Source organism: Micromonospora sp. NPDC002717 (genome assembly GCF_040295705.1).
In the GTDB taxonomy this organism is placed as follows: Bacteria; Actinomycetota; Actinomycetes; order Mycobacteriales; family Micromonosporaceae; genus Micromonospora.
Map to the genome: position 1 here is coordinate 272746 of NZ_JBEOVW010000006.1, position 21939 is coordinate 294684.

Below are 21939 nucleotides of genomic sequence, written 5' to 3' on the forward strand. Positions count from 1 at the left end.
TCGGCCCAGCAGCCACGGCAGGGGAGAGGCGCATTGAATCCCGTCACCGTCATCACCGGCGGCAGCCGCGGCATCGGCGCGGCCACCGCCCGCCGCCTCGCCCACGCCGGCCACCACGTCGTGTTCGGCTACCGCCGCGACCGCGAGGCCGCCGACAAGGTGCTCGCCGACCTCCACGCCGCCGGCGTACGCGGCCTCGCCGTGCCCGCCGACACCCGCGACCCCGAGCGGGTCGCCGCCCTGTTCGACGCCGCCGCCGATCTCGGCCCGATCACCGGCCTGGTCAACAACGCCGGCGTCACCAGCCCCATCGGCGCCTTCGTCGACCTCGACCCGGCCGACCTGCGCCACGTCGTCGACGTCAACCTCGTCGGCTACGTCCTGTGCGCCCAGCAGGCCGCCCGCCGGATGGGTAGCGGCGGCGCCATCGTCAACGTCTCCTCCGCCGCGGCCACCCTCGGCAGCCCCGGCGAGTACGTCCACTACGCCGCCGTCAAGGCCGCCACCGACACCCTCACCACCGGCCTCGCCAAGGAACTCGCCCCCCGCGGCATCCGCGTCAACGCCGTCGCCCCCGGCATCATCCGCACCGACATCCACGCCCTGTCCGGCCAACCCGACCGACCCGACACCGCCGCCGACCGCATTCCCCTCGGCCGCCCCGGCGAACCCGACGAGGTCGCCGCCGCCATCGCCTGGCTCCTCGGCCCCGACGCCACCTACACCACCGGCACCGTCCTACGCGTCGCCGGCGGCCTGTAGCCGTCGGCGTCTCGGCGCGCCGCTGGTGCTGCGCCTGCGCCTGCGCACCGCCCTCGCCCGCCGTCCCCGGCTCGTGAGTGGAGGCGGCCGGGCAGGGGCGCCGCCACCCGATCGGTAGGAAAGTTTCACCGATTGCCCCGACCGATACAGATCATTTACGATCGACGCCCATCACTCGACCGGGTGCCCGGACACCACGGGCCCGAACAGGGGAGACCCGATGAGCGACGACCTGGAAACACGCCGCCTGCTCGACACGCCCGCCCGGCGCCGCACCCTCCTCACCGCACTGGGCGCCGGCGTCGGCATCGGCGTCGTGGGCATGCCGAGCCCCGCCATGGCGGCGGCCGCCGGCTGGAGCAACCCCACCCTCGGCACCCTGACCTCCGGCTACAAGACCCCCAGCCGCCCCACCCACACCGGCTGGGACGTCGCCAACAGCCAGGGCACCCCCGTCTACGCCACCGCCGACGGCACGGTCCGCGACATCAAGACCAACTCGTACCCGGGCGACACCACCAGCGGGCCCCTGCCCGGACGCACCGGCAACAGCGTGCACCTCAACCACGCCGACAGCTACTTCTCCTACTACGGCCACCTCCACCGCGTCCTGGTCAGCGTCGGCCAGCGGGTCAGCTGCGGACAACTGATCGGCCTCATGGGCAACACCGGCAACTCCAGCGGCCCGCACCTGCACTTCGAGATCCACCGCCCCCGGCTGACCTCCACCGACCCCCGGATCTTCCTCGCCAACCGCGGCATCACCCTCGGCGCGACGGCCCCCGTCGGCAGCACCGGCTACCCGAGCGTCAGCCAGGGCGCCTCCGGATGGGTGCCCCGCACCATCCAGTACCTCCTGCGGGCCCGCGGCATCTCCGTCGTCGTCGACGGCGTCTTCGGACCGGCCTGCACCTCCGCCGTCAAGTCGTTCCAGACCAGCCGCGGCCTCTACGCCGACGGCCTCGTCGGCCCGATCACCTGGACCGCCCTCATCCTGCCCCTGCGGGAAGGCAACTCCGGCGACCTCGTCCGCGGCCTCCAGACCGCCCTCAACGCCCGCGGCGCCAACCTCCTCGTCGACGGCTCCTTCGGCTCGGTCACCGCCAACGCCGTACGCGACTTCCAGAGCCGCAACGGCCTCGTCGCCGACGGCATCGTCGGCCCCGTCACGTGGAGCGTGCTCATCTGACCCCGGGCACCGGCAACCGCCGTGTCAGCCCGCCTTCTGGTCGCGCCTGCGGCTGCACGACGTCCTCGTGAAACGGCGCTGCCCGGCCGGAGAGATCACCGGCCGGGCAGCGAAAATTGGCTCTGGTCAGTTGCCGGTGGACGCGCCCTTCAGGCCCTCCAGCATCTCGGCGAAGTCGGCGGTCTCCGCGGCGGCGGGCGTCTCGACGTTCACCGCCTTGCCGTAGTCGGTGTAGTCGACCGTCATGTCGCCCATCTTGCCCATGTCCAAGCCCGCCCGGCGCGGCCGGTACTGCTCGTCGACCCAGAGGTCGATCGTGAGCTCCTTGACGCCCTGCTTGGCGTACTGCTGCTCGACGCCCTTCCGCAACTCGGCGTCGAGCTGCCCGAGGTAGGTCGCCACCGGAGCAGTGACGGTGTAGTGCACCGTGCGCGCCCCGTTCACCGTCTCCTCGCCGACGACCGTGACACCCTCGAGGGCGAGCAGCGTCTTCACCTGCTTGGTCGGGTCGACGTCCTCGAACTGCTTGGTGAAGTCCATCCCCGCCTGCTCGGCGGCCGCGGTCAGGTCCAGCTTCATCCAGCGCTTCCCGCCGATGCTCGCGCGGTCCTTCGCCGGGATCTCGACGTAGACCACGCTGCCGATCATCCGGACGGTGGTCGGGGTGCCATCCGGACCCGCCATCGTCATCTCGGCCTTGACCGGGTCGCCCAGATCGACCACGCCCTGCACCGAGACCTTCTCGCCGCCCGCCGTGCCCTGCATCGTCACGGTCACCGAGTCGCTCTTGTCGGTGGCGTCGATCGTCTTCTGCAACGAACCCTTGAGATCACTGGCGAGCAGCTCCAGCACGCTGGGCTGCTTCGGCGCGTCCGAGCCGGGCTTCGCGCCGCAGGCAGTCATCGCGAGTGCCGTGAGCGCGGAGACCGCCAGAACAGTGGTCTTCTTCCAAAGTGACACGTGACAGCTTCTTTCCCCGAAGGACTCTGAAGATCTCTCCAGATAGAGCGACGCCACGCTATCCCAAGCGGTCAACATCGAGGCGCATCCCCGCCGAAACTTTGGTGCGAAGCGACCCGCCGGCACGGGAGCGGCAGCCACAATCGGCACATACCGCCCACCCGTGGCGTCGGCCGTCGCCCCCGGGCGCCACGGCCCGACACCGGGCCGCGCCGACCAGCGACCTGGTGTCGACCGCGACGTACGATCCGCAGGTGACCAGCAGACCGGACCTGGAGCAGCGCCTGCGCGACCTCGCGCGGCTGCGCCGCGTCCGCGACCGGATCGACCGGGAGTACGCGCAGCCGCTGGACGTCGAGGCGCTCGCCCGCGGCGTGCACATGTCGGCCGGACACCTCAGCCGCCAGTTCCGGCTCGCCTACGGCGAGTCGCCGTACGCCTATCTCATGACGCGGCGCATCGAACGCGCCATGGCGCTGCTGCGTCGCGGCGACCTCAGCGTCACCGAAGTCTGTTTCGCGGTCGGCTGCTCCTCACTGGGCACCTTCAGCACCCGCTTCACCGAGTTGGTCGGCGTGCCGCCCAGCGCCTACCGGGCCCGGGCAAAACCCCCGACGGCGGAGATGCCGCCGTGCATCGCGAAACAGGTGACCAGACCGATCAGGAATCGAGAAGCCCCCGCCCCCAGCCGCAACTAGCGTGACTGCCATGAACCTCACCATTCACTCGAGCTTCCTCCCGCACACCGACCCGGACGCCTCCCTGGCCTTCTACCGCGACATCCTCGGCTTCGAGGTCCGCAACGACGTCGGCTACGGGGGGATGCGCTGGATCACGGTCGGCCCCGCCGACCAGCCCGACACGTCCATCGTCCTGCACCCGCCGACCGCCAACCCCGGCATCACCGACGACGAACGCCGCACCATCCTCGAGCTGATGGCCAAGGGCAGCTACTTCGGCGTCAACCTGGCCACCCCCGACCTCGACGGCACCTTCACGAAGCTGGAGGGCAGCGGCGCCGAGGTGGTCCAGGAGCCGACCGAGCAGCCGTACGGCGTCCGCGACTGCGCGTTCCGCGACCCCGCGGGCAACATGATCCGCATCCAGGAGCTGCGCTGAGCCGCCCGGCGACCGCAGCCATGCCCCAGACAGACGGCGCCGCGAGCTGATGCGCGACAGCCACTGGTTGGTCTGACGCCCAGGCCGGGCGCGCAGCGTGGCCGAGGCCACAGGGACACCCCGGCCCAGAACCGGCCTGGATACGGTGGTGTCGCGAAGAGCACGCCCCGGCCGGCTGACGTCGGACCCAGGCCGACACCGCCGATCCGGCAGACAGCGGCGACCGTCGCCGTGACCGCACCGACACCCAGAACCAGGCATACTGCTCGGGCCGGTCAGATCGAGCCAGGCGACGCCGAGGGAGACCGCCAAGGCGGCTCCGCACGATGATGGAGGCACGATGAGCATGGCCCCGAGGACCGACATGCTGTCGCCCGCGCCGCACGTTGCCGACAGCCACGACCTGATCCGCGTGCACGGCGCGCGAGTGAACAACCTCAAGGACGTCAGCGTCGAGATCCCCAAGCGCCGGCTGACCGTGTTCACCGGCGTCTCCGGCTCGGGCAAGAGCTCGCTGGTGTTCGGCACGATCGCCGCGGAGTCGCAGCGGCTGATCAACGAGACCTACAGCGCCTTCGTGCAGGGCTTCATGCCGACACTGGCGCGGCCGGAGGTCGACCGGCTTCAGGGGCTGACGACCGCGATCATCGTCGACCAGGAACGGATGGGGTCCAACCCGCGCTCCACCGTCGGCACCGCCACCGACGCGAACGCGATGCTGCGCATCCTGTTCAGCCGGCTCGCGCAGCCACACATCGGCCCGCCCAACGCGTACTCGTTCAACGTCCCCTCGGTGAAGGCCAGCGGCGCCATCACCGTCGAGCGCGGCGCCGGCAGGACGAAGACCGAGAAGGCCACCTTCACCCGCCTCGGCGGCATGTGCCCACGCTGCGAGGGCATGGGCTCGATCAACGACATCGACGTGACCCAGCTGTACGACGACAGCAAGTCGCTCAACGAGGGCGCGATCACCGTACCGGGCTACAACATGGACGGCTGGTACGGCCGCATCTTCCGCAACGGCGGCCTGTTCGACCCCGACAAGCCGATCCGCAAGTACACGAAGAAGGAACTGGACGACCTCCTTCACAAGGAACCCACCAAGATCAAGGTCGACGGGATCAACCTGACGTACCTGGGGCTGATCCCGCAGGTCCAGAAGTCCTACCTGTCCAAGGACGTCGACGCGCTACAGCCGCACGTCCGCGCCTTCGTGGAGCGGGCGGTGACGTTCACGACCTGCCCCGAGTGCCACGGCACCCGGCTCAGCAAGGAAGCACAGTCGTCGAAGATCAAGGGGAAGAACATCGCCGACCTCTGCGCGATGCAGATCAGCGACCTGGCCGACTGGATCCGGGACCTCGACGAGCCGTCCGTGCTCCCGCTGCTCACCGGGCTGCAACACCTCCTCGACTCGTTCACGGAGATCGGGCTGGGATACCTCTCCCTCGACCGGCCAGCCGGCACCCTGTCCGGGGGAGAGGCACAGCGCACCAAGATGATCCGGCACCTCGGCTCGTCGCTCACCGACGTCACCTACGTCTTCGACGAGCCGACGATCGGTCTGCACCCCCATGACATCCAGCGGATGAACGACCTGCTGCTGCGGCTACGGGACAAGGGCAACACCGTGCTCGTCGTGGAACACAAGCCGGAAACGATCGAGATCGCCGACCACGTCGTCGACCTGGGCCCGCGCGCCGGCACCGAGGGCGGCGAGGTGGTGTTCGAGGGCACCGTCGAAGGGCTGCGGGCCAGCGACACACTCACCGGGCGGCACCTCGACGACCGGGCCACCCTCAAGAAGTCGGTGCGCTCGTCCTCCGGCACCCTGGAAATCCGCGGCGCGTCGACGCACAACCTCCAGAACGTGGACGTCGACATCCCGCTCGGGGTGCTCTGCGTGCTCACGGGCGTGGCCGGCTCCGGCAAGAGCTCGCTGATCCACGGCTCCGTCGCCGGCCACGACGGCGTGGTGGTGATCGACCAGGGCGCCATCCGGGGCTCACGACGCAGCAACCCGGCGACGTACACCGGCCTGCTCGACCCGATCCGCAAGGCGTTCGCGAAGGCCAACGGCGTGAAGCCGGCGCTGTTCAGCGCCAACTCCGAGGGCGCGTGCCCCGCCTGCAACGGCGCCGGCGTCATCTACACCGACCTCGGGATGATGGCCGGCGTCGCCACCACCTGCGAGGAATGCGGGGGAAAGCGGTTCCAGGCATCGGTGCTGGAGTACCACCTCGGCGGCCGCGACATCAGCGAGGTGCTCGCGATGTCGGTGACCGAGGCCGAGGAGTTCTTCGGCACCGGCGAGGCACGCACGCCGGCCGCGCGCACCATCCTCGGCCGGCTCGCCGACGTCGGGCTCGGCTACCTCAGCCTCGGCCAGCCGCTCACCACGCTGTCCGGCGGGGAGCGGCAGCGGCTCAAGCTGGCCACGCACATGGCCGAGAAGGGCGGCGTCTACGTCCTCGACGAGCCGACCACCGGTCTGCACCTCGCCGACGTCGAGCATCTGCTCGGCCTGCTCGACCGGCTCGTCGAATCCGGCAAGTCGGTCATCGTCATCGAGCACCACCAAGCGGTCATGGCACACGCCGACTGGATCATCGACCTCGGTCCCGGCGCCGGCCACGACGGCGGCCGGATCGTCTTCGAGGGCACACCCGCCGACCTCGTCGCCGCCCGCACCACGCTCACCGGCGAGCACCTGGCGGCCTACGTCGGCAGCTGACCGAGGCCCGTGCGCCCTGGGCCACCTGAACCGCCCCTGACCCGTGCTGGCTCGACCCCTGTAGCTCCCGAGGGTGCGGCAGCCCGACAGCGGGAACCATCCGGGCCGTCACCTGCGGCTGGGCGATCAGACGAACCGCGACGCGCGAGACTCGCGGCACGGTTCGAGCGTGATGTGCGCGGACAGCGCACGGAGGAAGTCGGGCGCGTCGAAGATCTCGCCGGCGGAGGCCACGCCGCTCGTCCTCGTCCGACCGGCGAGAACGCGATGGACCGCTTCGACCGCCAGCGGCGCGCTGATGGCGTAGATGTCCTGGCCACTGGCGACGACGCGTCGCTGCGTGTCGCCGGCACGCACGACGACGTCGACGGTGAACGTCTGCGCGGACCGGCCGAACTCGTCGACCGCAGCCGGTGCGGGCGCGTCCGCAGCGGCAAGGCCCTTGGCCGCGTCGGTGGTCATGTACGTGCGCACCTCGGGGATGGACAGGTGGCTGGGGACCGTGACGACGTCAGCCATCGTGAACCCGCCGAGGACGCTCCGGCGGCCCATCGGAGCGGGAAAGTCCCATTCCACGGTCGGCAGGTCGCACTCGTCGACGTAATACTCCAGCCGGCCACCGGTGTAGCGGACACGTCGGCCATCGCGCCGTTCCCGGGAAACGGTGCCGGAGGCGAGGGTCCCGGCGGTGGGGTGCCAACTACTCAGTCCGTACGCCACGTGCGCCTCGTCGGCCGCCGTCCAATCACCCATCGCCGTCGTGACCAGCAGATCACCGAGTCCGCCGAAGAACGCCATCGCCGGGACCACCGCGACGCCCGCGGCCCGAGCACGGTCCGTGAAGTGCGTGAACGTGTCGAGGTTGGCCTCGATCTCAGCCGCCACGTCCACGTACGGAACCCCGGTGCGCAGGGCGGCCTCGATCACGGGCGCCGCCGTCGAGGCGAACGGACCGGCACAGTTGACGACCGCGACCGCGCCCTTCAACGCCTGGTCGAGCGAGACCGGATCGTCGACCGACGCCACCCGGAATTCGAGCCCCGGATGCGACGCCGCCAGCACCTGGAGCCGGCCCACGTCACGACCGACGAGAAGCGGGACGAGCCCGCGATCACGCAACTCCGTCACCACGAACCGCCCGGTGTGTCCGTACGCACCGAACACCGCCACGGTCTGACCCGAACCCATCTGCAGCTCCTCCATGCTCCGCGAAAGATCGACTGAGAAGATCCTCTCGGCAGCGGCCGGCCCGGGACCAGTGTCCGCAACGCCATGCCCCATACAATTTCGGACATGGCCACTGTCGCGCTCGCCGCCACCGACGCGATGCTGCACTTCGAACTCGCCATGGCCTGCGAAATCTTCGTCCGCGACCCCTCCGGCCTGGCAGACCCCTGGTACGACCTCGTGGTCTGCGGCCCGGGCCCGGTCGGGATCGGCAGATTCCGCATGGAACCCGACGACGGCTTGGACCGACTCGCCCGCGCCGACACCGTGATCATCCCTGGCGTGGAGGACATCGACGCGGACGTGCCACCCGACCTGCTCGACGCCGTCCGCGCGGCCCACGAGGCGGGCGCCCGGATGGTCTCGCTGTGCACCGGAGCGTTCGTGCTGGCCGCCGCCGGGGTGCTGGACGGGCTGCGCGCAACCACCCACTGGGCCCACACCGAGGCGCTGGCCGCCCGCTACCCCCGGGTGCAGGTCGACCCGGACGTGCTCTACGTCGACAACGGCAACGTGCTCGCCTCCGCCGGCAAAGCCGCCGCGATCGACCTGTGCCTGCACCTGATCCGTCGCGACCACGGCGCGACGGTCGCCAACGCCGTCGCCCGCCGCCTGGTGGTGCCGCCGCATCGCGCCGGAGGCCAGGCCCAGTTCGTCACCACCCCGGTGCCCGCCCGCGACGACCACCCCCTCGCCGACCTGTTCCCCTGGGTGATGGAACGGCTGAACCATCCGCTGACCGTGGAGGACCTGGCCCGCCAGGCGAACATGAGCTCGCGCAACCTGGCCCGCCACTTCAAGTCGGCAACAGGCACCACCCCGCTGCAGTGGCTGTCGACGCAGCGGATCCGTCGGGCCCAGGAACTGCTGGAGAACACCGACAACAGCATCGACGCCATCGCCCAGGCGGCTGGCATGGGAACCGCCACGACGCTACGCCGACACTTCAACCGCACCGTCGGCGTACCTCCGGACGCCTACCGTCGCACCTTCCGCAGCGCCTGGAACTCATCAGAATCGTGATCGCCATCCGGTCGGCGGCCTGACAGCCCTGCGGTGTAGCGGGCCGCCCCAACTGCTCGATCGTCGGGCGGCGGGACTCTGATCGGTCCCATTTACCCTGATTGTCCGGTCAGCGATGCGACGACGACGCGAAGCCGACCATGCGGGAGCCTGGGACCCGGGGGAGCGGCACCCCGCCTGCACATCGATCCACTCTTCGCGGCATCGGAAGCCCGGTCCAGGCCCCAGCCGCACGAGGGTGTTGCAGACCGGGAGTTGGGCCGGCGTGCGGCGTTCGGGCAGTGACGCGGACCGCTCGAGCGGTCGCGCAGGCCGGTGACGCCTTCACCCTGAAGCGGTGTGGCCACATGTGGAACGTCTGCCGGCTGATGCCGTAGCACCGCACGCGACGTCGCCCGCAACCTCCTCGGCATGACGCAGGACCGCCAGGCGGCGCAGCGCCTTGGCGGCCTGCTGACCACGCCCAACTTACCGAGAACGACGAGGTCACTCGCCGGTCCGCCCTGATTCGATAATGTACATTATGTCAAGTAGACCGCATGTCGGCCCTCCCCGGCGCCGCTGCGGCCCTCATGGCGCCGGGTGGCAACCTCACGCGGCAGGATGCCGACCGAGGAAGGCGACGAGGCGGTCGCCCGGGGCCGCGCCGGACGAGACCGGCACGGGCGGGCCGAACCGGGACTGGCGGGCCTGCTCGCCGACCAGTGCCGCGGACAACGCGAGCAGCTCGGTGGCCAGCCCGGCGGGGATCTCACGCTCCACGCCGCAGGCGGTGGCGATGTCCCACCCGTGCGCCGCGAACTCGATCGCGCCGCCGCGCGCGGCACCGCCCGCCCACGCGGCCCGGTCGGGGTGCGCGTCGCCGTGCACCGCCGTACGCACGGCGTCGAGCAGGCGCTGAATGCGCTCCCGCGCGACGGCCACAGGGTCAGCCCCGCCCGCCCGGGGTGACGCCGGAAGGATCAGTTCTCCCGTGGCGGCGAAACCGGTGAGGGCGTCAGCGGCGTCGGCGAGATGCAGCACCAACGTCCGCAGGTCCCAGCCGGCGCACGGGGTCGGCCGGTCGAGGTCGGCGTCGCCGACGGCCGACAGGGCTCCGAGCGCGTAGTCGGCGGACCGCTGGAACAGCGCGACACTGTCGGCGAGCCGGGTCGGGGGTGATGCGGTCACGAGGGTCTCCTTCGGCAACGGGTGGCGAGGGTGGCGTGGCGCGGGGCGGTCTCAGGCGTTCGTCGGGGACATCTCCCAGGGTGCCGGAGAAAGGACCTCTCCGGTTTCGAGCAGCGACTTGAGGTTCGCGAGCACGGCGGGCCACCCCTGCGAGATCCCGGTGTGCATCGCCTGGTCGGTGAGGTTCTCGTGGGTCACGGTGAGGCGGACGATGTCGTGGTGCGGTTCGACGAGGAACGTGACGACCGACGGGCCTCCGGGCGGTTCGTCGCCGGGCGCCGCGAAGGTGATCACCAGGCGCGTCGGCGCGTCGGCCTCGACGACTCGCCCGACGACGTCGACGTCGCCTGACCCGTCGACGCGCCGGTGCTCCCAGGTGGACCCCGGCTGCCAGTCGGAGACGTTGGCGTGTCCCCAGTAGGCGGCCGTCAGGTCCGCGTCCGTCAGGGCCTGCCACACCTGTTCGGCGCTGGCGCGGATGTACGTGACGTAGACGTAGGTCGGCGGGGCCGTGGGTGCGGTCATGGCGTGCTCCTCTGCCTGGTTCCTGATGGCACTGATGGTTTGCAGGCGGCGCCTTTCGAAGCCCGAGATCCAACGCTCCTCGATCTCGTGGATCGGCGTCGGGTTCAGGTAGTGCAGCCGTTCGCGTCCGCGTCGTACGACGGTGACGAGATTGGCCCGGACGAGGACGTCGAGGTGCTGGGTCGCCGACTGGCGCGCCATGTCGAGGCGCTCGCAGAGCTCCCGCAGCGTCTGTCCGTTGTGCTCCCGCAGGCGGTCGAGCAGGAGCCGTCGGGTGGGGTCGGCCAGTGCCTTGAAGACCGGGTCCATCTCTCCCGCCTCTGCGTTCACCTCGCCGATTATGCAGGTATCTGCCTGCGTAATCCACCCCCTCCCCACCGATTGGCGTGGCGAGCGCGCCGCGCGGAGAGCCCGGTCCCCGGTCACTCGGGACCCGGCGGGAGACCGACGAGCCGCCGCAGGTGCGCCTCCACCAGCGCGACCCGCTCCGCCACGGGCGCTGGCGGGACGGCGACGAGTTCGTGGCCGTGCTCCCGGTAGACCTGCTCGTGGACGCGGGCGAACGCCAGCGACTCGGCGTAGTCGATCCGGCGGGCGGCGGTGCGGGTCACGAAGCCGAGCGGCTCGACGAGGAACACCGGACGCTGGTAGGCCCCCTCCCGCAGCACCCGCTCCACCTCGGCGGCGAGCGTCGGCCCGACGGGGCGGCCCAGGTACCGGGCGAGCGCCAGGGTGCACAGCGGAGACCTGTCGTGGACCTGCACCGGGGACCCGGCTGCCTCCCGCCGTTCGCGCTGCAGCCGCGCCACGGCGTCGACGAAACCCGCCCCGCGCCACGGTTCGTCATCGCCGCGCGCCTGCCCCGCGGCGATGACGTCGGTGGCCGCCTCGGCGACGACGCTCCACCCGCGACGCCGTAGCGCGTCGGCGAGTGTCGTCTTCCCCGCCCCGGGCGCGCCGGTGAGCACGTATCGTTGCACGCTCTCCCCCTCTTCCCCGCCGTTGCCGGCGAACACGAAATTCATGCATAATAATCCTTATGCATGATAAACAGGACGAATCGGTACTGCGATTGATCGAGGAGTTCCTGACCGCCCGCGCCACCCGCAAGCCCTCCCCCCACACCCTGGAGGCGTACCGGCGGGACCTGCGCACCGTCGCCGCGTTGGCGGCCGAGGAGACCGCCCCTCCCCTCCCCCTCGACGAGTTGCCGCTGACCGCCCTCACGCCCCGGGTCATGCGGGCGGCCTTCGCCCGCTTCGCCGCTCCCCGGGCGGTCGCCTCGGTGCACCGGGCCTGGTCCACCTGGAACAGCTTCTTCTCCTTCCTGGTTGCCGACGGCGTCGTCGCCGGCAACCCGATGCCGGCGGTCGGGCGGCCCCGCGCGCCGCTCCCCCAGCCCAAGCCCCTGCGCGGGGCGGACACCCCGGAACAACTGCTGGCCTCGGTGGCGCGGCAGGAGGGCCGGCAGCGCGACCCGTGGCCGGAGCGGGACGTGGCGGTGCTGGCGTTGGCGCTGTGCGCGGGGCTGCGGCTGTCGGAACTGCTGGCGTTGCGGGTGGGTTCGCTGGCGGGTCGCCCGGGTGAGCGGCGCGTCGACGTCGCCGGCAAGGGCGGGCGGCCACGCGTGGTGCCGGTCGAGCCGGAGCTGGACCGGGTGCTGGTGGACTACCTGGACAGCCGCGCCCGCCGGTTCGGGTCGCGGACGGTGCGACCGGACACGCCGCTGCTGGTGGACCGCCGGGGTGAGCCGCTGCGCCGGGGCGGACTGCAGTATCTGGTGGAGTCCTGCTACCGGCGCGCCGGCATCACCGACCGGGTGCCGCGCGGGGCGCGGTTGCACGCGTTGCGGCACACGTTCGCGACACGGTTGGCGGAGGACGGGGCGAGCGCGGCGGAGATCATGCGGCTGCTGGGACACGCGTCGCTGGCGTCGTCGCAGACCTACATCGAGGTGACGGCCGGGCAGCAGCGGGAGGCGGTGCGGTCCAACCGTACCAACCGGGCGTTGGCGGCGCTGGCCCCGGCGGAGCGGGGGGCGGGGGCGTGAGGGCGGATGCGGCGCGCGCGGTGGCGGCGGCGTGGGTGCGGGCGTACGCGGCGCGGGAGCCGGGTGTGGAGGGCGCGGTGCTCAGCGGGTCGGTGCTGGGGATGGCGGCGGGTGAGGTGGTGCCGCCGTGGTCGGACGTGGACGTGCTGGTGGTGCGGTCGGGGCCGGCGGAGAAGTTGGGGAAGTTCCGCTGGGGTGGGGTGCTGCTGGAGGTCACGTTCGTGACGTGGGAGGACCTGGGGTCGCCGGAGGACGTGTTGGGCTCGTTCGTGTTCGCGGGGTGTTTCCGGGGCGACGGGGTGCTGTGGGATCCGACGGGGCGGCTGGCGTGGTTGCGGGCGCGGGTGTCGGCGGGGTTCGCCGACGCGGTGTGGGTGCGGCGGCGGTGTGCGGGGGTGCGGGCGCGGATCGAGGCCGGGTTGCGGGGCGTGGACGACTCGGGGGCGTTGCACGAGCAGGTGACGGGGTGGTTGTTCCCGACGTCGTTGACGGCGGTGTTGCCGCTGGTGGCGGGGTTGGTGGAGCCGACGGTGCGGCGGCGGTACGTGGTGGCGCGGGAGGTGTTGGCGGCGTACGGCCTGGTGGACCGGTATGGGGCGGTGCTGGACCTCTTGGACGGTGGTGGGGTGTCGGCGGGCCGTGTGGCGGGGCATCTGGCGGGGTTGGCGCGCACGTTCGACGTGGCGGCGGAGGTGGCGCGGACGCGGTTCTTCTTCAGTGCGGACGTCACGCCGGCGGCGCGGGTGGTGGCGGTGGACGGCAGTGCGGCGTTGGTGGCGGCGGGGTGGCACCGGGAGGCGATGTTCTGGATCGTGGCGACGTACGCGCGGTGTCATGCGGTGCTGGCGGTGGACGCGCCGGGGCGGGGGGTGGAGTTGGTGCCGGCGTTCGAGGCGGCGGTGGCGGATCTGGGGGTGTCGTCGGCGGCGGATCGGCGGCGGCGGGCGGACGACGTGTTGGCGTTCCTGCCGGGGTGGTGGGCGACGGTGGAGCAGCTCGTGGGCCGGTGAGCGCCGCGAGGCGGGTCAGCGGGTGGCGCTGTGGTGTCGGTCGTCCTGGCCGGGGTGGGGTTGGTCGCCGCTCTCGATGGTGGCGAGCAGGCTCAGTGCGGCGGCGGAGCGGGGGTCGGCAGCGACGTGGGCGATGAGGCGTTGCCCGGTGTCGTCGGCGGTGTGGAGGACCTCGAAGTCGACGTCGACGTCGCCGACGACGGGGTGGTGCAGGTGCTTGCGTCCGGTGCTGCAGCCGTGGACGGGATGGCTGGCCCAGAGGGCGGCGAACTCGTCGCTGTGGACGCAGAGGTCGCCGACGAGTTCGTTGAGGGCGGGGTCGTCGACGTGGCGGCCGGCGACCAGGCGCAGGGATGCGACGGCGCGGCAGGCTTCCTGGTGCCAGTCGCGGTGGAGTTCGCGGGTGTGCGGGTCGAGGAAGAGCATGCGGGTGAGGTTGGGTCGGTCGGCGGGTCGGGCGGGTGCGGTGGGGTCGAGGTGGCCGGCGAGCAGGGCGTGCCCGAGCCGGTTCCAGGCGAGTACTTCGGTGCGTCGTCCCATGACGACGGCGGGGACGGTCGGCATCGCGTCGAGCAGGCGGATGGTGGTGCCGCGGGCGTGTTCGGGGCGGGGTGGACGGCGGCGGCGGGCGCGGGTCGGGCGGGCGAGGTCGGTCAGGTGGGCGCGTTCGTCGGCGGTGAGTCGCAGCGCGCGGGCGAGGGCGTCGATGACGGCGTCGGAGGCGTTGGTGCTCTGGCCCTGCTCGAGGCGCATGTAGTAGGTGGGGCTGATGCCGGCGAGTTGGGCGAGTTCTTCGCGTCGTAGTCCGGGGACGCGGCGGAGGCCGTAGGAGGTGATGCCGACGTCCTCGGGGGTGAGTCGGGCTCGGCGGGACCGGAGGAATGCGGGGAGGTCGCCGGAGGGTCGCCCTGTGTTCATGCCTGCATTGTTGCCGGCGGTGTGGTGGCCCGGCCAGGGGCGTGCCTGGCCCTGGGAGTGCTAGGCGGCGTGGTGCTGCGTGGGTCAGGGGTCTGGCTGGCTTGCGGGTGGGCGGCGAGCGTGTCCGGGTGACGGGCGGCATGGGGTCGTCCCGGGAGAGGGAAGCCTGGTCATGGTGAGGGTCGATGCGGCGTCGGTCGTCGATGCGGTGCGGGTCGAGGGGGGTGGGGCGGGCCGTCAGCGGCTCGCGCTGCTGGTGTTGTTGACGGCGAGTTTCACGTTGGCGGTCGATTTCTCGATCCTGAACGTGGCGTTGCCGGCGATCGGTCGGGACGTGGGTCTGTCGTTGGGGGCGCTGCAGTGGGTGGTGACGGCGTTCGCGTTGTGCGCGGCGGGGTTCACGCTGCTGTTCGGGCGGGTTGCGGACCTGTTCGGTCGGCGTCGGCTGTTCCTGGTGGGGGTGGCGGCGCTCGGGGTGTCGTCGCTGGTTGGTGGGCTGGCGGACGACGCGGGGGTGTTGTTGGCGGCGCGGGTGGTGCAGGGTCTGGCGACGGCGGCGGTGACTCCGGCGGCGCTGTCGCTGTTGACGACGTCGTTTCCGGAGGGGCCGGCGCGTGAGCGGGCGCTCGGGCTCAACGGTGCGTTGATGGCTGCCGGGTTCACCGCCGGGGCCGTTCTCGGCGGTGTGCTGACGGATCTGTGGAGCTGGCGGTGGACGTTCTTCATCAACGTCGTGGTCGCGGCGGCGGTGCTGTCGGTTGCGCCGGCGGTGCTCGCGGAGAGCCGGCCGCAGCGGCGTCCGCGGCTGGACGTGCCGGGTGCGGTGGCGGTGACCGGTGGTCTTCTGGCGCTGGTGTACGGGCTCACCGAGGCCGGGCGGCGTTCGTGGGGTGATTCGCGGGCGTGGGGGTCGCTGCTGGCGGCGGTGGTGTTGCTGGCGGTGTTCTGGATGGTGGAGCGGCGGGTGGCGGAGCCGCTCGTTCCGGTGCGTGTGCTGACCCGCCGTGGTGTGGGTTGGGGGAACGTGGCGGGGATGCTCGCGTTCGCGACGGAGACGTCGCTGGTGTTCCTGCTCACCCTGTACCTGCAGGACGTGCTGGGCTATTCGCCGCTCGCGGCGGGGTTGTCGTTCGCGGTGCTGGGGGTCGGGACGGTGGTGGGGGGAATGGTGGCGCCTCGGTTGCTCGCCCGGATGGGCGGCAAGCGGGCCATCGTCGTGGGGTTCGCGGTGCAGGCCGCGGCGACGTTGCCGTTGGCGTTCCTGGGTGCCGACCGGGTGTGGCTGGTGGTGTTGCTGGCGGCGACGTTCGTCGGTGGGGTGGCGAATCTGGTGGCGATCGTCGGGTTCATGGTCACGGCCACCTCGGGGCTGCCGGCCGAGGAGCAGGGTTTGGCGACCGGGCTGGCGACGATGAGTCAGCAGGTCGGGATCACTCTCGGTGTGCCGGTGATGTCGTCGGTGGTGACAGCGGTCGCCGGGGGCGGCGCCGGTGCGTCGGGTGTGCTGCAGGGGGTCGGGGTCGCGGTGTGGGTGAACGGCCTCGCCTGCGTGGGGGCGGCGGTCCTTGCCGGGTTCGTCCTTCCGTCGGCGCGGGAGGGGGCGTGACTGTCCGGTGCTCGCGTTCGCCGGTCTCGGCGGGGTCACCGAGCTGGTGTGCGGGGCCCGCGTGGAGCCGGGCGAGCGTCCCGCTCCCCCGGCGTCCTGACCCGGGAACCGGGGTGCCGGCGCCGGGGTGTGGCCCGCGGGTGATCGGGGTGGACCGGGGTCACGGCGGCCCGGCGTCGAGGGCGTTCGCCGCCGGGCCGGACGATGTCAGAGGTGACCGGTGGCGCGGCGGGCGGCGTCCAGGGCGTTACGGAAGAGCATGGCGACGGTGGTGGGGCCTACTCCCCCGACGCGGGGGGTGATGGCGCCGGCGACGTCGGCGCAGGTCTCGTCGACGTCGGGCAGTAGGCGGCGTCCTTCGTAGCGGACGCCGCCGCCGATGACGGTGGCGCCGGGGCGGACGTGTTCGGGCTGGATGATGCCGGGGACGCCGGCGGCGGCGATGAGGATGTCGGCGCGGCGGGTGTGGGTGGCCCAGTCGGGGACGCCGGTGTGGACGACGGTGACGGCGGCGTTGGCGGTGTGGCGTTTCTGGGTGAGCAGCAGGGCGAGGGGGCGGCCGAGGGTGGCGCCGCGGCCGAGGATGACGACGTCGCGGCCGGCGACGGGGATGTCGTGGAAGGCGAGCAGGGCTTCGATGCCGGCGGGGGTGCAGGGCAGCGGGCCGGGCAGGCCGAGGGCGAGTCGTCCCATGTTGAGCGGGTGCATGCCGTCGACGTCGAGGTCGGGGTCCATGGTCTGCAGGGCCCGGTCGTAGTCGAGGTGGCCGGGGATGGGGTGCTGGATGAGCAGGCCGTGGACGTCGGGTGCGGTGTTGAAGTCGGCGATGGCGCGGTGCAGGTCGGCCTGGGTGGCGGTGGCGGGCAGGTGGACGTGGGGTGAGTCGAAGCCGAGTTCGGCGGCCTGGCGCTGTTTGATGCGGATGTAGCCGGCGCTGGCGTCGTCGTCGCCGACGAGGATGGTGGCGAGGCTGGGGGTGACGCCGGCGGCGCGCAGGGCGGTGACGCCGGCGGCGACGTCGGTGAGGATGCGTTCGGCGACGGGGGCGCCGGGCAGGAGTCGCGCGGTGGGCATGGTGCTCCTCTGTCAGCGGAGGCCCAGGCGGTCGACCTCTGCTCGTGGAGCTCCCCGATGGTTGTTGCCATCCCCTGGCCGCCAGTCGCGTCGGGTTCAGCTTGCCACAGGTGGTCAGCCGAGGTCGACCAGGAGGGGGCGGTGGTCGGAGATGGCGGACAGGGGGGTGTGTACGGCGGTGACGGGCGGGAGCCGGTTGATGCCGTGGCGGTCGGCGAGGATGTGGTCGAGTTGCACGCGGGGTTGCCCGGCGGGGTAGGTGGGGCGGCGGCCCAGGGGGCGCCAGCCGGTGAGGAGTCGGGCGGGGCCGGCGGGGAGGTTCAGGTCGCCGAGGAGGATGCGGGGCGCGGGCAGGGTGCGTAGGGCGCGGACGGTCTGGCGGAGTTGGTGGGCGTTCCAGCCGGGGACGAAGGACAGGTGGGTGGCGGCGACGGTGAGGTGGCCGTGTGGGGTGTCGAGGACGGCGGCGAGGACGACGCGGGGTTCGTCGTGCAGGAGGGTGAGTCCGCCGCCGGGCCCGGGGACGTAGACGGGTGAGCGTACGGGGGCGGGGCGCAGTCGGGTGACCTGCCAGCTGCGGACGCGGTGGCGGGTGACGAGGCCGACGCCGTAGCAGGGTTCGCCGTGTCCGTCGTCGTCGTGGCGCAGGGGGCGGAACTGTTCGCCGGGGGTGCCGACGACGGCGGCGGCGAAGCGGTGTTCGTCGGCGCCGAGGGCGCGGGCGGCGATGGCGGTGAGGTCGAGTTTGCCGCTGCGGCTCTGGTCGCGGTCGACTTCCTGCAGGGCGAGGACGTCGGCGTCGAGGGCGGTGACGGCGGCGGTGAGCCGGTCGGGGTCGACGAGGCCGTCGGTGAGGGACCGGCCGTGCAGCAGGTTGAAGGTGGCCAGGCGCACGTTTGCACCCTACGTGGCCGTGGGAGGGTTGCCGGGTGTTGAAGGTGCTGTGGTGCTCGGTGGTGCTGTTCGTGGCGTTGGGTGCGGTGGGTGTGTGGTTGCGTCGGCGGCGGGGTCGGTGACGGTGGTGCGGGCCGGGGTGCCCGGTCGAGTTTTTCGGCGGATGAGTCACGCCGCGGCGGTGAATCGATGTCCTGGGACGGCGTGGTGCCGCGATCATGGAGCGGACACGGGCCCGCAACCGATGGGAGTTTCTTCTGTGCCTGTGCCTGCCGACCCGACGGTCCTCCATCCGATGCCTGAGCAGCCGCGGGTGGTGTTGCTCCGGCCGCTGGTGAAGTCCTCGCTGATCGAGGTCGGGGAGTACACCTACTACGACGACCCGGACGATGCGACCGCGTTCGAGACGCGCAACGTGCTCTACCACTACGGGCCGGAGAAGCTGATCATCGGCAAGTTCTGCGCGCTGGGCACGGGAGTGCGGTTCGTCATGAACGGTGCCAACCACCGGATGGACGGCCCCTCGACCTTCCCTTTCCCGACCATGGGCGGCTCGTGGGCGGAACACTTCGACCTGCTCACCGGGCTGCCGAGCCGAGGGGACACCGTCGTCGGCAACGATGTCTGGTTCGGTTACGGCACGACGGTCATGCCCGGCGTACGGATCGGGCACGGCGCGATCGTCGGCTCGGGCGCCGTGGTTACCAGCGACGTGCCCGACTACGGCATCGTCGGCGGTAACCCGGCCCGCCTCATCCGCACCCGCTACAACGACCAGGACGTTGCCCGGCTGCTGGCGGTGGCCTGGTGGGACTGGCCCGTGGAGCACATCACCGAGCACGTACGGACGATCATGTCGGGCAGCATCGCCGATCTGGAGGTCGCCGCCCCGGACACTGCGCGCGGTTGACGCGCGGGCAGGAGTTCCTGTGCGGGCGCATCGTCCTGCGTGGGACGTCTCCAATCGCACCGTAACCGCATGCGGCCTGTCCGTGGCATCCGGCCACGGAGCCTGCACAGAAATACGTTTGGTGGATAGCGGCGGCGCTGCTAGTTTCCGGAGGCCGTGCGAGAGACCGAGGAGGTGGTACCCGTGAACGTTTCGACATGGGTGCTCCCCTCTGGGGTCACGGTCGGGCGATAGGTCGTCCGGGAGCGCCGTTCACGAGCACTCCCGAAAGGCACGACCATGCGATTCACTTCCGAACAGCGCCTCGATGACGGCGTCCTCGAACGTGAGTTCACCCTCGGCGAGATCCCCGGCATCCTGTGGACGCCCACATCCGCGTCCGCACCGGTCCCGCTGATCCTGCTCGGCCACCCCCCGCTCGGACTGCAGAGGATGTACCCCCGCCTGGTGGCGCGGGCCCGGCGCGCCGCGGCGGATGGCTTCGCCGCGGCCACCATCGAGCTCCCCGGCAGCGGTGCCCGGCCCCGTTGGGCTGCCGCCGAGCAGGCCCGCGCCGACCTGCGCCGAGCTCTGGAGGCCGGCGAGCCGGTCAGCGACGAGATCATCGACGCCCTCATCCTCCCGCTCGTCGACAAGGCGGTCCCGGAATCGCAGGCCGCCCTGGATGCCCTCCTGTCGCTGCCCGAGATCGGCGGCCCGGTCGGGTACTCGGGGGGAGTGATCTCGGTCGGCATCCGGCTTGCGGTGGCCGAGCCGCGCATCGTGGCCGCCGGCTTCTTCGCCGGGAGTTTCGTGCCTCGCACCATGTTCGAGGAGGCCCGACAGGTCACCATTCCGCTGCATGTCCTGCTGCAGTGGGATGACGAAGGCAACGACCGGCAGGCGGCCCTGGACCTGTTCGACGCCTTCGGCTCCAGGGAGAAAACGCTGCACGCCAACATGGGCGGACACACCGGTGTCCCGCAGTTCGCAGGGGAGGACGCGGCCGCGTTCTTCGCCCGGCATCTGCGCTAGGCGCGGGCCGGGGCCCCGTCGCCAGGCCAGCAGCAGGCGGTAGGCGACGCCGGCCAGCACGCCGCTCATCGAGGACGGGCCCCGGCCCTCCTCGATGACGGTGGCCAGCGGATGCACTACCGCCCCGATCGCGGCGGTACCGGCCGGTCGGGGCGGAGTTCTGCCCTTGGTGACCGGCTTGACCTCTGCAAGATCAGCTGTAGGTACTTCCGTACTCCAAGGAGTACCCCGACATCAAGGTGTTTGGGGGGCTGTCGGCGGCAAAATGTGGTGCCCGGAAGCCTGGGCGTGGCTAGAGTCGCGGGCATGTACTTCCATCAGATCTACGGCTGACACGGTCGGGGCAGCGCCCCGGCTTCCCTCCCGCATGTCCATGTGCGCCCCCTCCGACCGTGCCTTCTCGGTGGGCGGCGGTGCGCTGGCTTGCGGTGTCCCCTTCGCCGTAGAGCTGAAATGAGTGAGCTTCCGTGTCTTCCGTGTCCCGTCGCCGCGCCCACATCGCGATGGTCGGCATCCCCGCCGTCAGCCATGTCCTGCCAAGCCTTGAGGTCGTCCGCGAGCTGGTGGCCCGCGGCCACCGCGTGACCTACGCCAACGACCCGGCGGTGGCCGACCTGGTCGCGGCCACCGGCGCCGAACTCGTCCCCTGCACGTCCGAACTGCCGGTCGCCGACAACGACTGGCCCGACGACCCCATCGCCGCGATGGGGCTCTTCCTGGACGACGCCATCCGGGCACTCCCCCAGTTGCGCGCCGCCTACGATCCCGACCCGGCGGACCTGTACCTGTACGACATCGGCGCCTACGCCGCGCGCGCCCTCGCCGAATCGCAGGACCGGCCCGTCCTGCAGCTGTCTCCGACGTTCGTGGCCTGGGACGGCTACGAACAGGACGTCGTGGCGCACCTGCGGCAGATGCCGGGCGCCGACGCGTACCGGGCGAAGTTCGCCCGGTGGCTCGCCGACTGCGGGGCGTGCACCACCGACGTGGACGCCTTCTCCGGTCGCCCCCCGCGGGTCCTTGCGCTGATCACCCGGGCGATGCAGCCACACGGCGACCGGGTCGACACCGACAGGGTGACCTTCGTCGGGCCCTGCTTCGACGCACGTGCGGGCGCGGACGGCTGGACCCGTCCGGCGGACGCGGAGCACGTGCTGTTGATCTCCCTGGGTTCGGCGTACACCCGTCAGCCGGAGTTCTACCGCCAGTGCCTGGCGGCCTACGGCAACCTGCCCGGCTGGCACGTCGTCCTCCAGATCGGCCGGTACACCGACCCGCGGGAACTCGGCGACATCCCGCCGAACGTCGAGGTGCACTCCTGGGTTCCGCAGCGGGCGATCCTGGAGCAGGCGGACGCGTTCGTCACCCACGCTGGCATGGGCGGCTGCGGGGAAGGACTACTGGCGGGCGTTCCCATGATCGCCGTGCCGCAGGCCGTCGACCAGTTCATGAACGCCGACCGGCTCGTGGAACTGGGCGTGGCCCGCCGTATCGACACCCCCGAAGCCACCGCCGAGACCCTGCGGGCGGCCCTGCACGACCTGGTCACCGACGCGCAGGTCGCCCGCCGTTCGGCGCTGCTCCGCGTCGGCGCGCGGGCCGAGGGTGGCACCTCGCGCGCCGCCGACCTCATCGAGAACCTGCTGGCCTGAGCCTTGCCCGTCCCGGCCGGGGCTCGGGCTCTTTGTGCCGTGACTGCTGGTGAGGCTGGCCACAAGGGGTCTCGTGGGGCGGGCGGCGGTGGGAAGAATGGC

General features: G+C 71.7%; 20 protein-coding genes and 1 riboswitch. Of the genes, 12 read left to right on the forward strand and 8 right to left on the reverse strand.

All coding sequences use genetic code 11. The features are described 5' to 3' along the window. The first annotated feature begins 33 nt into the window (after positions 1-33). Entirely contained in the window at positions 34-762 is a 729-nt protein-coding gene (locus tag ABT006_RS12260) for an SDR family NAD(P)-dependent oxidoreductase (RefSeq protein WP_350705583.1), read from the forward strand. 220 nt (positions 763-982) lie between these two features. Then, positions 983-1951 (forward strand): peptidoglycan-binding protein, encoded by a 969-nt coding sequence (locus tag ABT006_RS12265; protein WP_350705585.1) that lies wholly within the window; start codon positions 983-985, stop codon positions 1949-1951. 126 nt (positions 1952-2077) lie between these two features. On the opposite strand, the gene ABT006_RS12270 is transcribed toward ABT006_RS12265, so the two are convergent. Further along, positions 2078-2911 (reverse strand): SCO4651 family lipoprotein, encoded by an 834-nt coding sequence (locus ABT006_RS12270; protein WP_350705587.1) that lies wholly within the window; start codon positions 2909-2911, stop codon positions 2078-2080. A gap of 254 nt (positions 2912-3165) precedes the next feature. Between ABT006_RS12270 and ABT006_RS12275 the strand changes: the two genes are divergently transcribed. From ABT006_RS12275 to ABT006_RS12285, 3 genes are all read left to right on the forward strand, one after another. After that, positions 3166-3609 carry a helix-turn-helix transcriptional regulator gene (locus tag ABT006_RS12275; protein WP_350705589.1) on the forward strand — a complete coding sequence of 148 codons (444 nt, stop codon included), beginning with the start codon at positions 3166-3168 and terminating at the stop codon, positions 3607-3609. Between the two features lie 10 nt (positions 3610-3619). Beyond that, positions 3620-4030 carry a VOC family protein gene (locus ABT006_RS12280; RefSeq protein WP_350705591.1) on the forward strand — a complete coding sequence of 137 codons (411 nt, stop codon included), beginning with the start codon at positions 3620-3622 and terminating at the stop codon, positions 4028-4030. Positions 4031-4370: 340 nt separating this feature from the next. Further along, positions 4371-6764, forward strand: coding sequence for an ATP-binding cassette domain-containing protein (locus ABT006_RS12285; protein WP_350705593.1), 2394 nt, complete (start codon positions 4371-4373; stop codon positions 6762-6764). Positions 6765-6890: 126 nt separating this feature from the next. Here the strand turns inward: ABT006_RS12285 and ABT006_RS12290 are convergent, their stop codons facing one another. Beyond that, positions 6891-8099 (reverse strand): saccharopine dehydrogenase family protein, encoded by a 1209-nt coding sequence (locus ABT006_RS12290; RefSeq protein ID WP_350705595.1) that lies wholly within the window; start codon positions 8097-8099, stop codon positions 6891-6893. Between ABT006_RS12290 and ABT006_RS12295 the strand changes: the two genes are divergently transcribed. Beyond that, positions 8058-9014: a helix-turn-helix domain-containing protein gene (locus tag ABT006_RS12295; protein WP_350705597.1), complete on the forward strand. Its 957-nt coding sequence runs from the start codon at positions 8058-8060 to the stop codon at positions 9012-9014. The genes ABT006_RS12290 and ABT006_RS12295 overlap by 42 nt on opposite strands. Before the next feature lie 591 nt (positions 9015-9605). Here the strand turns inward: ABT006_RS12295 and ABT006_RS12300 are convergent. The 3 genes from ABT006_RS12300 to ABT006_RS12310 all read right to left on the reverse strand — a co-directional run bounded on the left by ABT006_RS12300 (position 9606) and on the right by ABT006_RS12310 (position 11734). After that, a complete protein-coding gene (locus tag ABT006_RS12300) occupies positions 9606-10184 on the reverse strand; it encodes a TIGR03086 family metal-binding protein (protein ID WP_350705599.1) in 579 nt (192 codons plus the stop codon). Between the two features lie 51 nt (positions 10185-10235). Further along, positions 10236-11039 (reverse strand): ArsR/SmtB family transcription factor, encoded by an 804-nt coding sequence (locus ABT006_RS12305; protein WP_350705601.1) that lies wholly within the window; start codon positions 11037-11039, stop codon positions 10236-10238. Between the two features lie 92 nt (positions 11040-11131). After that, positions 11132-11734 carry an AAA family ATPase gene (locus tag ABT006_RS12310; protein ID WP_350705603.1) on the reverse strand — a complete coding sequence of 201 codons (603 nt, stop codon included), beginning with the start codon at positions 11732-11734 and terminating at the stop codon, positions 11132-11134. Positions 11735-11748: 14 nt separating this feature from the next. On the opposite strand from ABT006_RS12310, the gene ABT006_RS12315 reads away from it, so the two are divergent. Together ABT006_RS12315 and ABT006_RS12320 are read left to right on the forward strand one after the other, a co-directional pair. Continuing rightward, complete coding sequence (locus ABT006_RS12315) at positions 11749-12759, forward strand: tyrosine-type recombinase/integrase (RefSeq protein WP_350705605.1); 1011 nt, start codon at positions 11749-11751, stop codon at positions 12757-12759. Then, positions 12756-13769, forward strand: coding sequence for a hypothetical protein (locus ABT006_RS12320; protein WP_350705607.1), 1014 nt, complete (start codon positions 12756-12758; stop codon positions 13767-13769). The genes ABT006_RS12315 and ABT006_RS12320 overlap by 4 nt, the downstream gene beginning before the upstream one ends. Before the next feature lie 15 nt (positions 13770-13784). Here ABT006_RS12320 and ABT006_RS12325 read toward each other — a convergent pair whose 3' ends face one another. Next, complete coding sequence (locus ABT006_RS12325) at positions 13785-14687, reverse strand: helix-turn-helix domain-containing protein (protein ID WP_350705609.1); 903 nt, start codon at positions 14685-14687, stop codon at positions 13785-13787. Positions 14688-14859: 172 nt separating this feature from the next. Between ABT006_RS12325 and ABT006_RS12330 the strand changes: the two genes are divergently transcribed. After that, positions 14860-16293, forward strand: coding sequence for an MFS transporter (locus ABT006_RS12330; RefSeq protein ID WP_350705611.1), 1434 nt, complete (start codon positions 14860-14862; stop codon positions 16291-16293). 207 nt (positions 16294-16500) lie between these two features. Here ABT006_RS12330 and ABT006_RS12335 read toward each other — a convergent pair whose 3' ends face one another. Further along, positions 16501-17367: a bifunctional 5,10-methylenetetrahydrofolate dehydrogenase/5,10-methenyltetrahydrofolate cyclohydrolase gene (locus ABT006_RS12335; protein WP_350705613.1), complete on the reverse strand. Its 867-nt coding sequence runs from the start codon at positions 17365-17367 to the stop codon at positions 16501-16503. A 14-nt stretch (positions 17368-17381) separates the two neighbouring features. Then, a riboswitch (ZMP/ZTP riboswitch) is annotated at positions 17382-17466 on the reverse strand. Positions 17467-17481: 15 nt separating this feature from the next. Beyond that, positions 17482-18261, reverse strand: coding sequence for an endonuclease/exonuclease/phosphatase family protein (locus ABT006_RS12340; RefSeq protein ID WP_350705615.1), 780 nt, complete (start codon positions 18259-18261; stop codon positions 17482-17484). Between the two features lie 244 nt (positions 18262-18505). On the opposite strand from ABT006_RS12340, the gene ABT006_RS12345 reads away from it, so the two are divergent. The 3 genes from ABT006_RS12345 to ABT006_RS12355 all read left to right on the forward strand — a co-directional run bounded on the left by ABT006_RS12345 (position 18506) and on the right by ABT006_RS12355 (position 21837). After that, entirely contained in the window at positions 18506-19171 is a 666-nt protein-coding gene (locus tag ABT006_RS12345) for a CatB-related O-acetyltransferase (protein WP_502890918.1), read from the forward strand. Positions 19172-19450: 279 nt separating this feature from the next. Beyond that, positions 19451-20185, forward strand: a complete 735-nt coding sequence (locus ABT006_RS12350) for an alpha/beta hydrolase (RefSeq protein ID WP_350705619.1) — start codon at positions 19451-19453, stop codon at positions 20183-20185. Positions 20186-20688: 503 nt separating this feature from the next. After that, positions 20689-21837: a macrolide family glycosyltransferase gene (locus ABT006_RS12355; protein ID WP_502890925.1), complete on the forward strand. Its 1149-nt coding sequence runs from the start codon at positions 20689-20691 to the stop codon at positions 21835-21837. Positions 21838-21939: the final 102 nt, after the last annotated feature.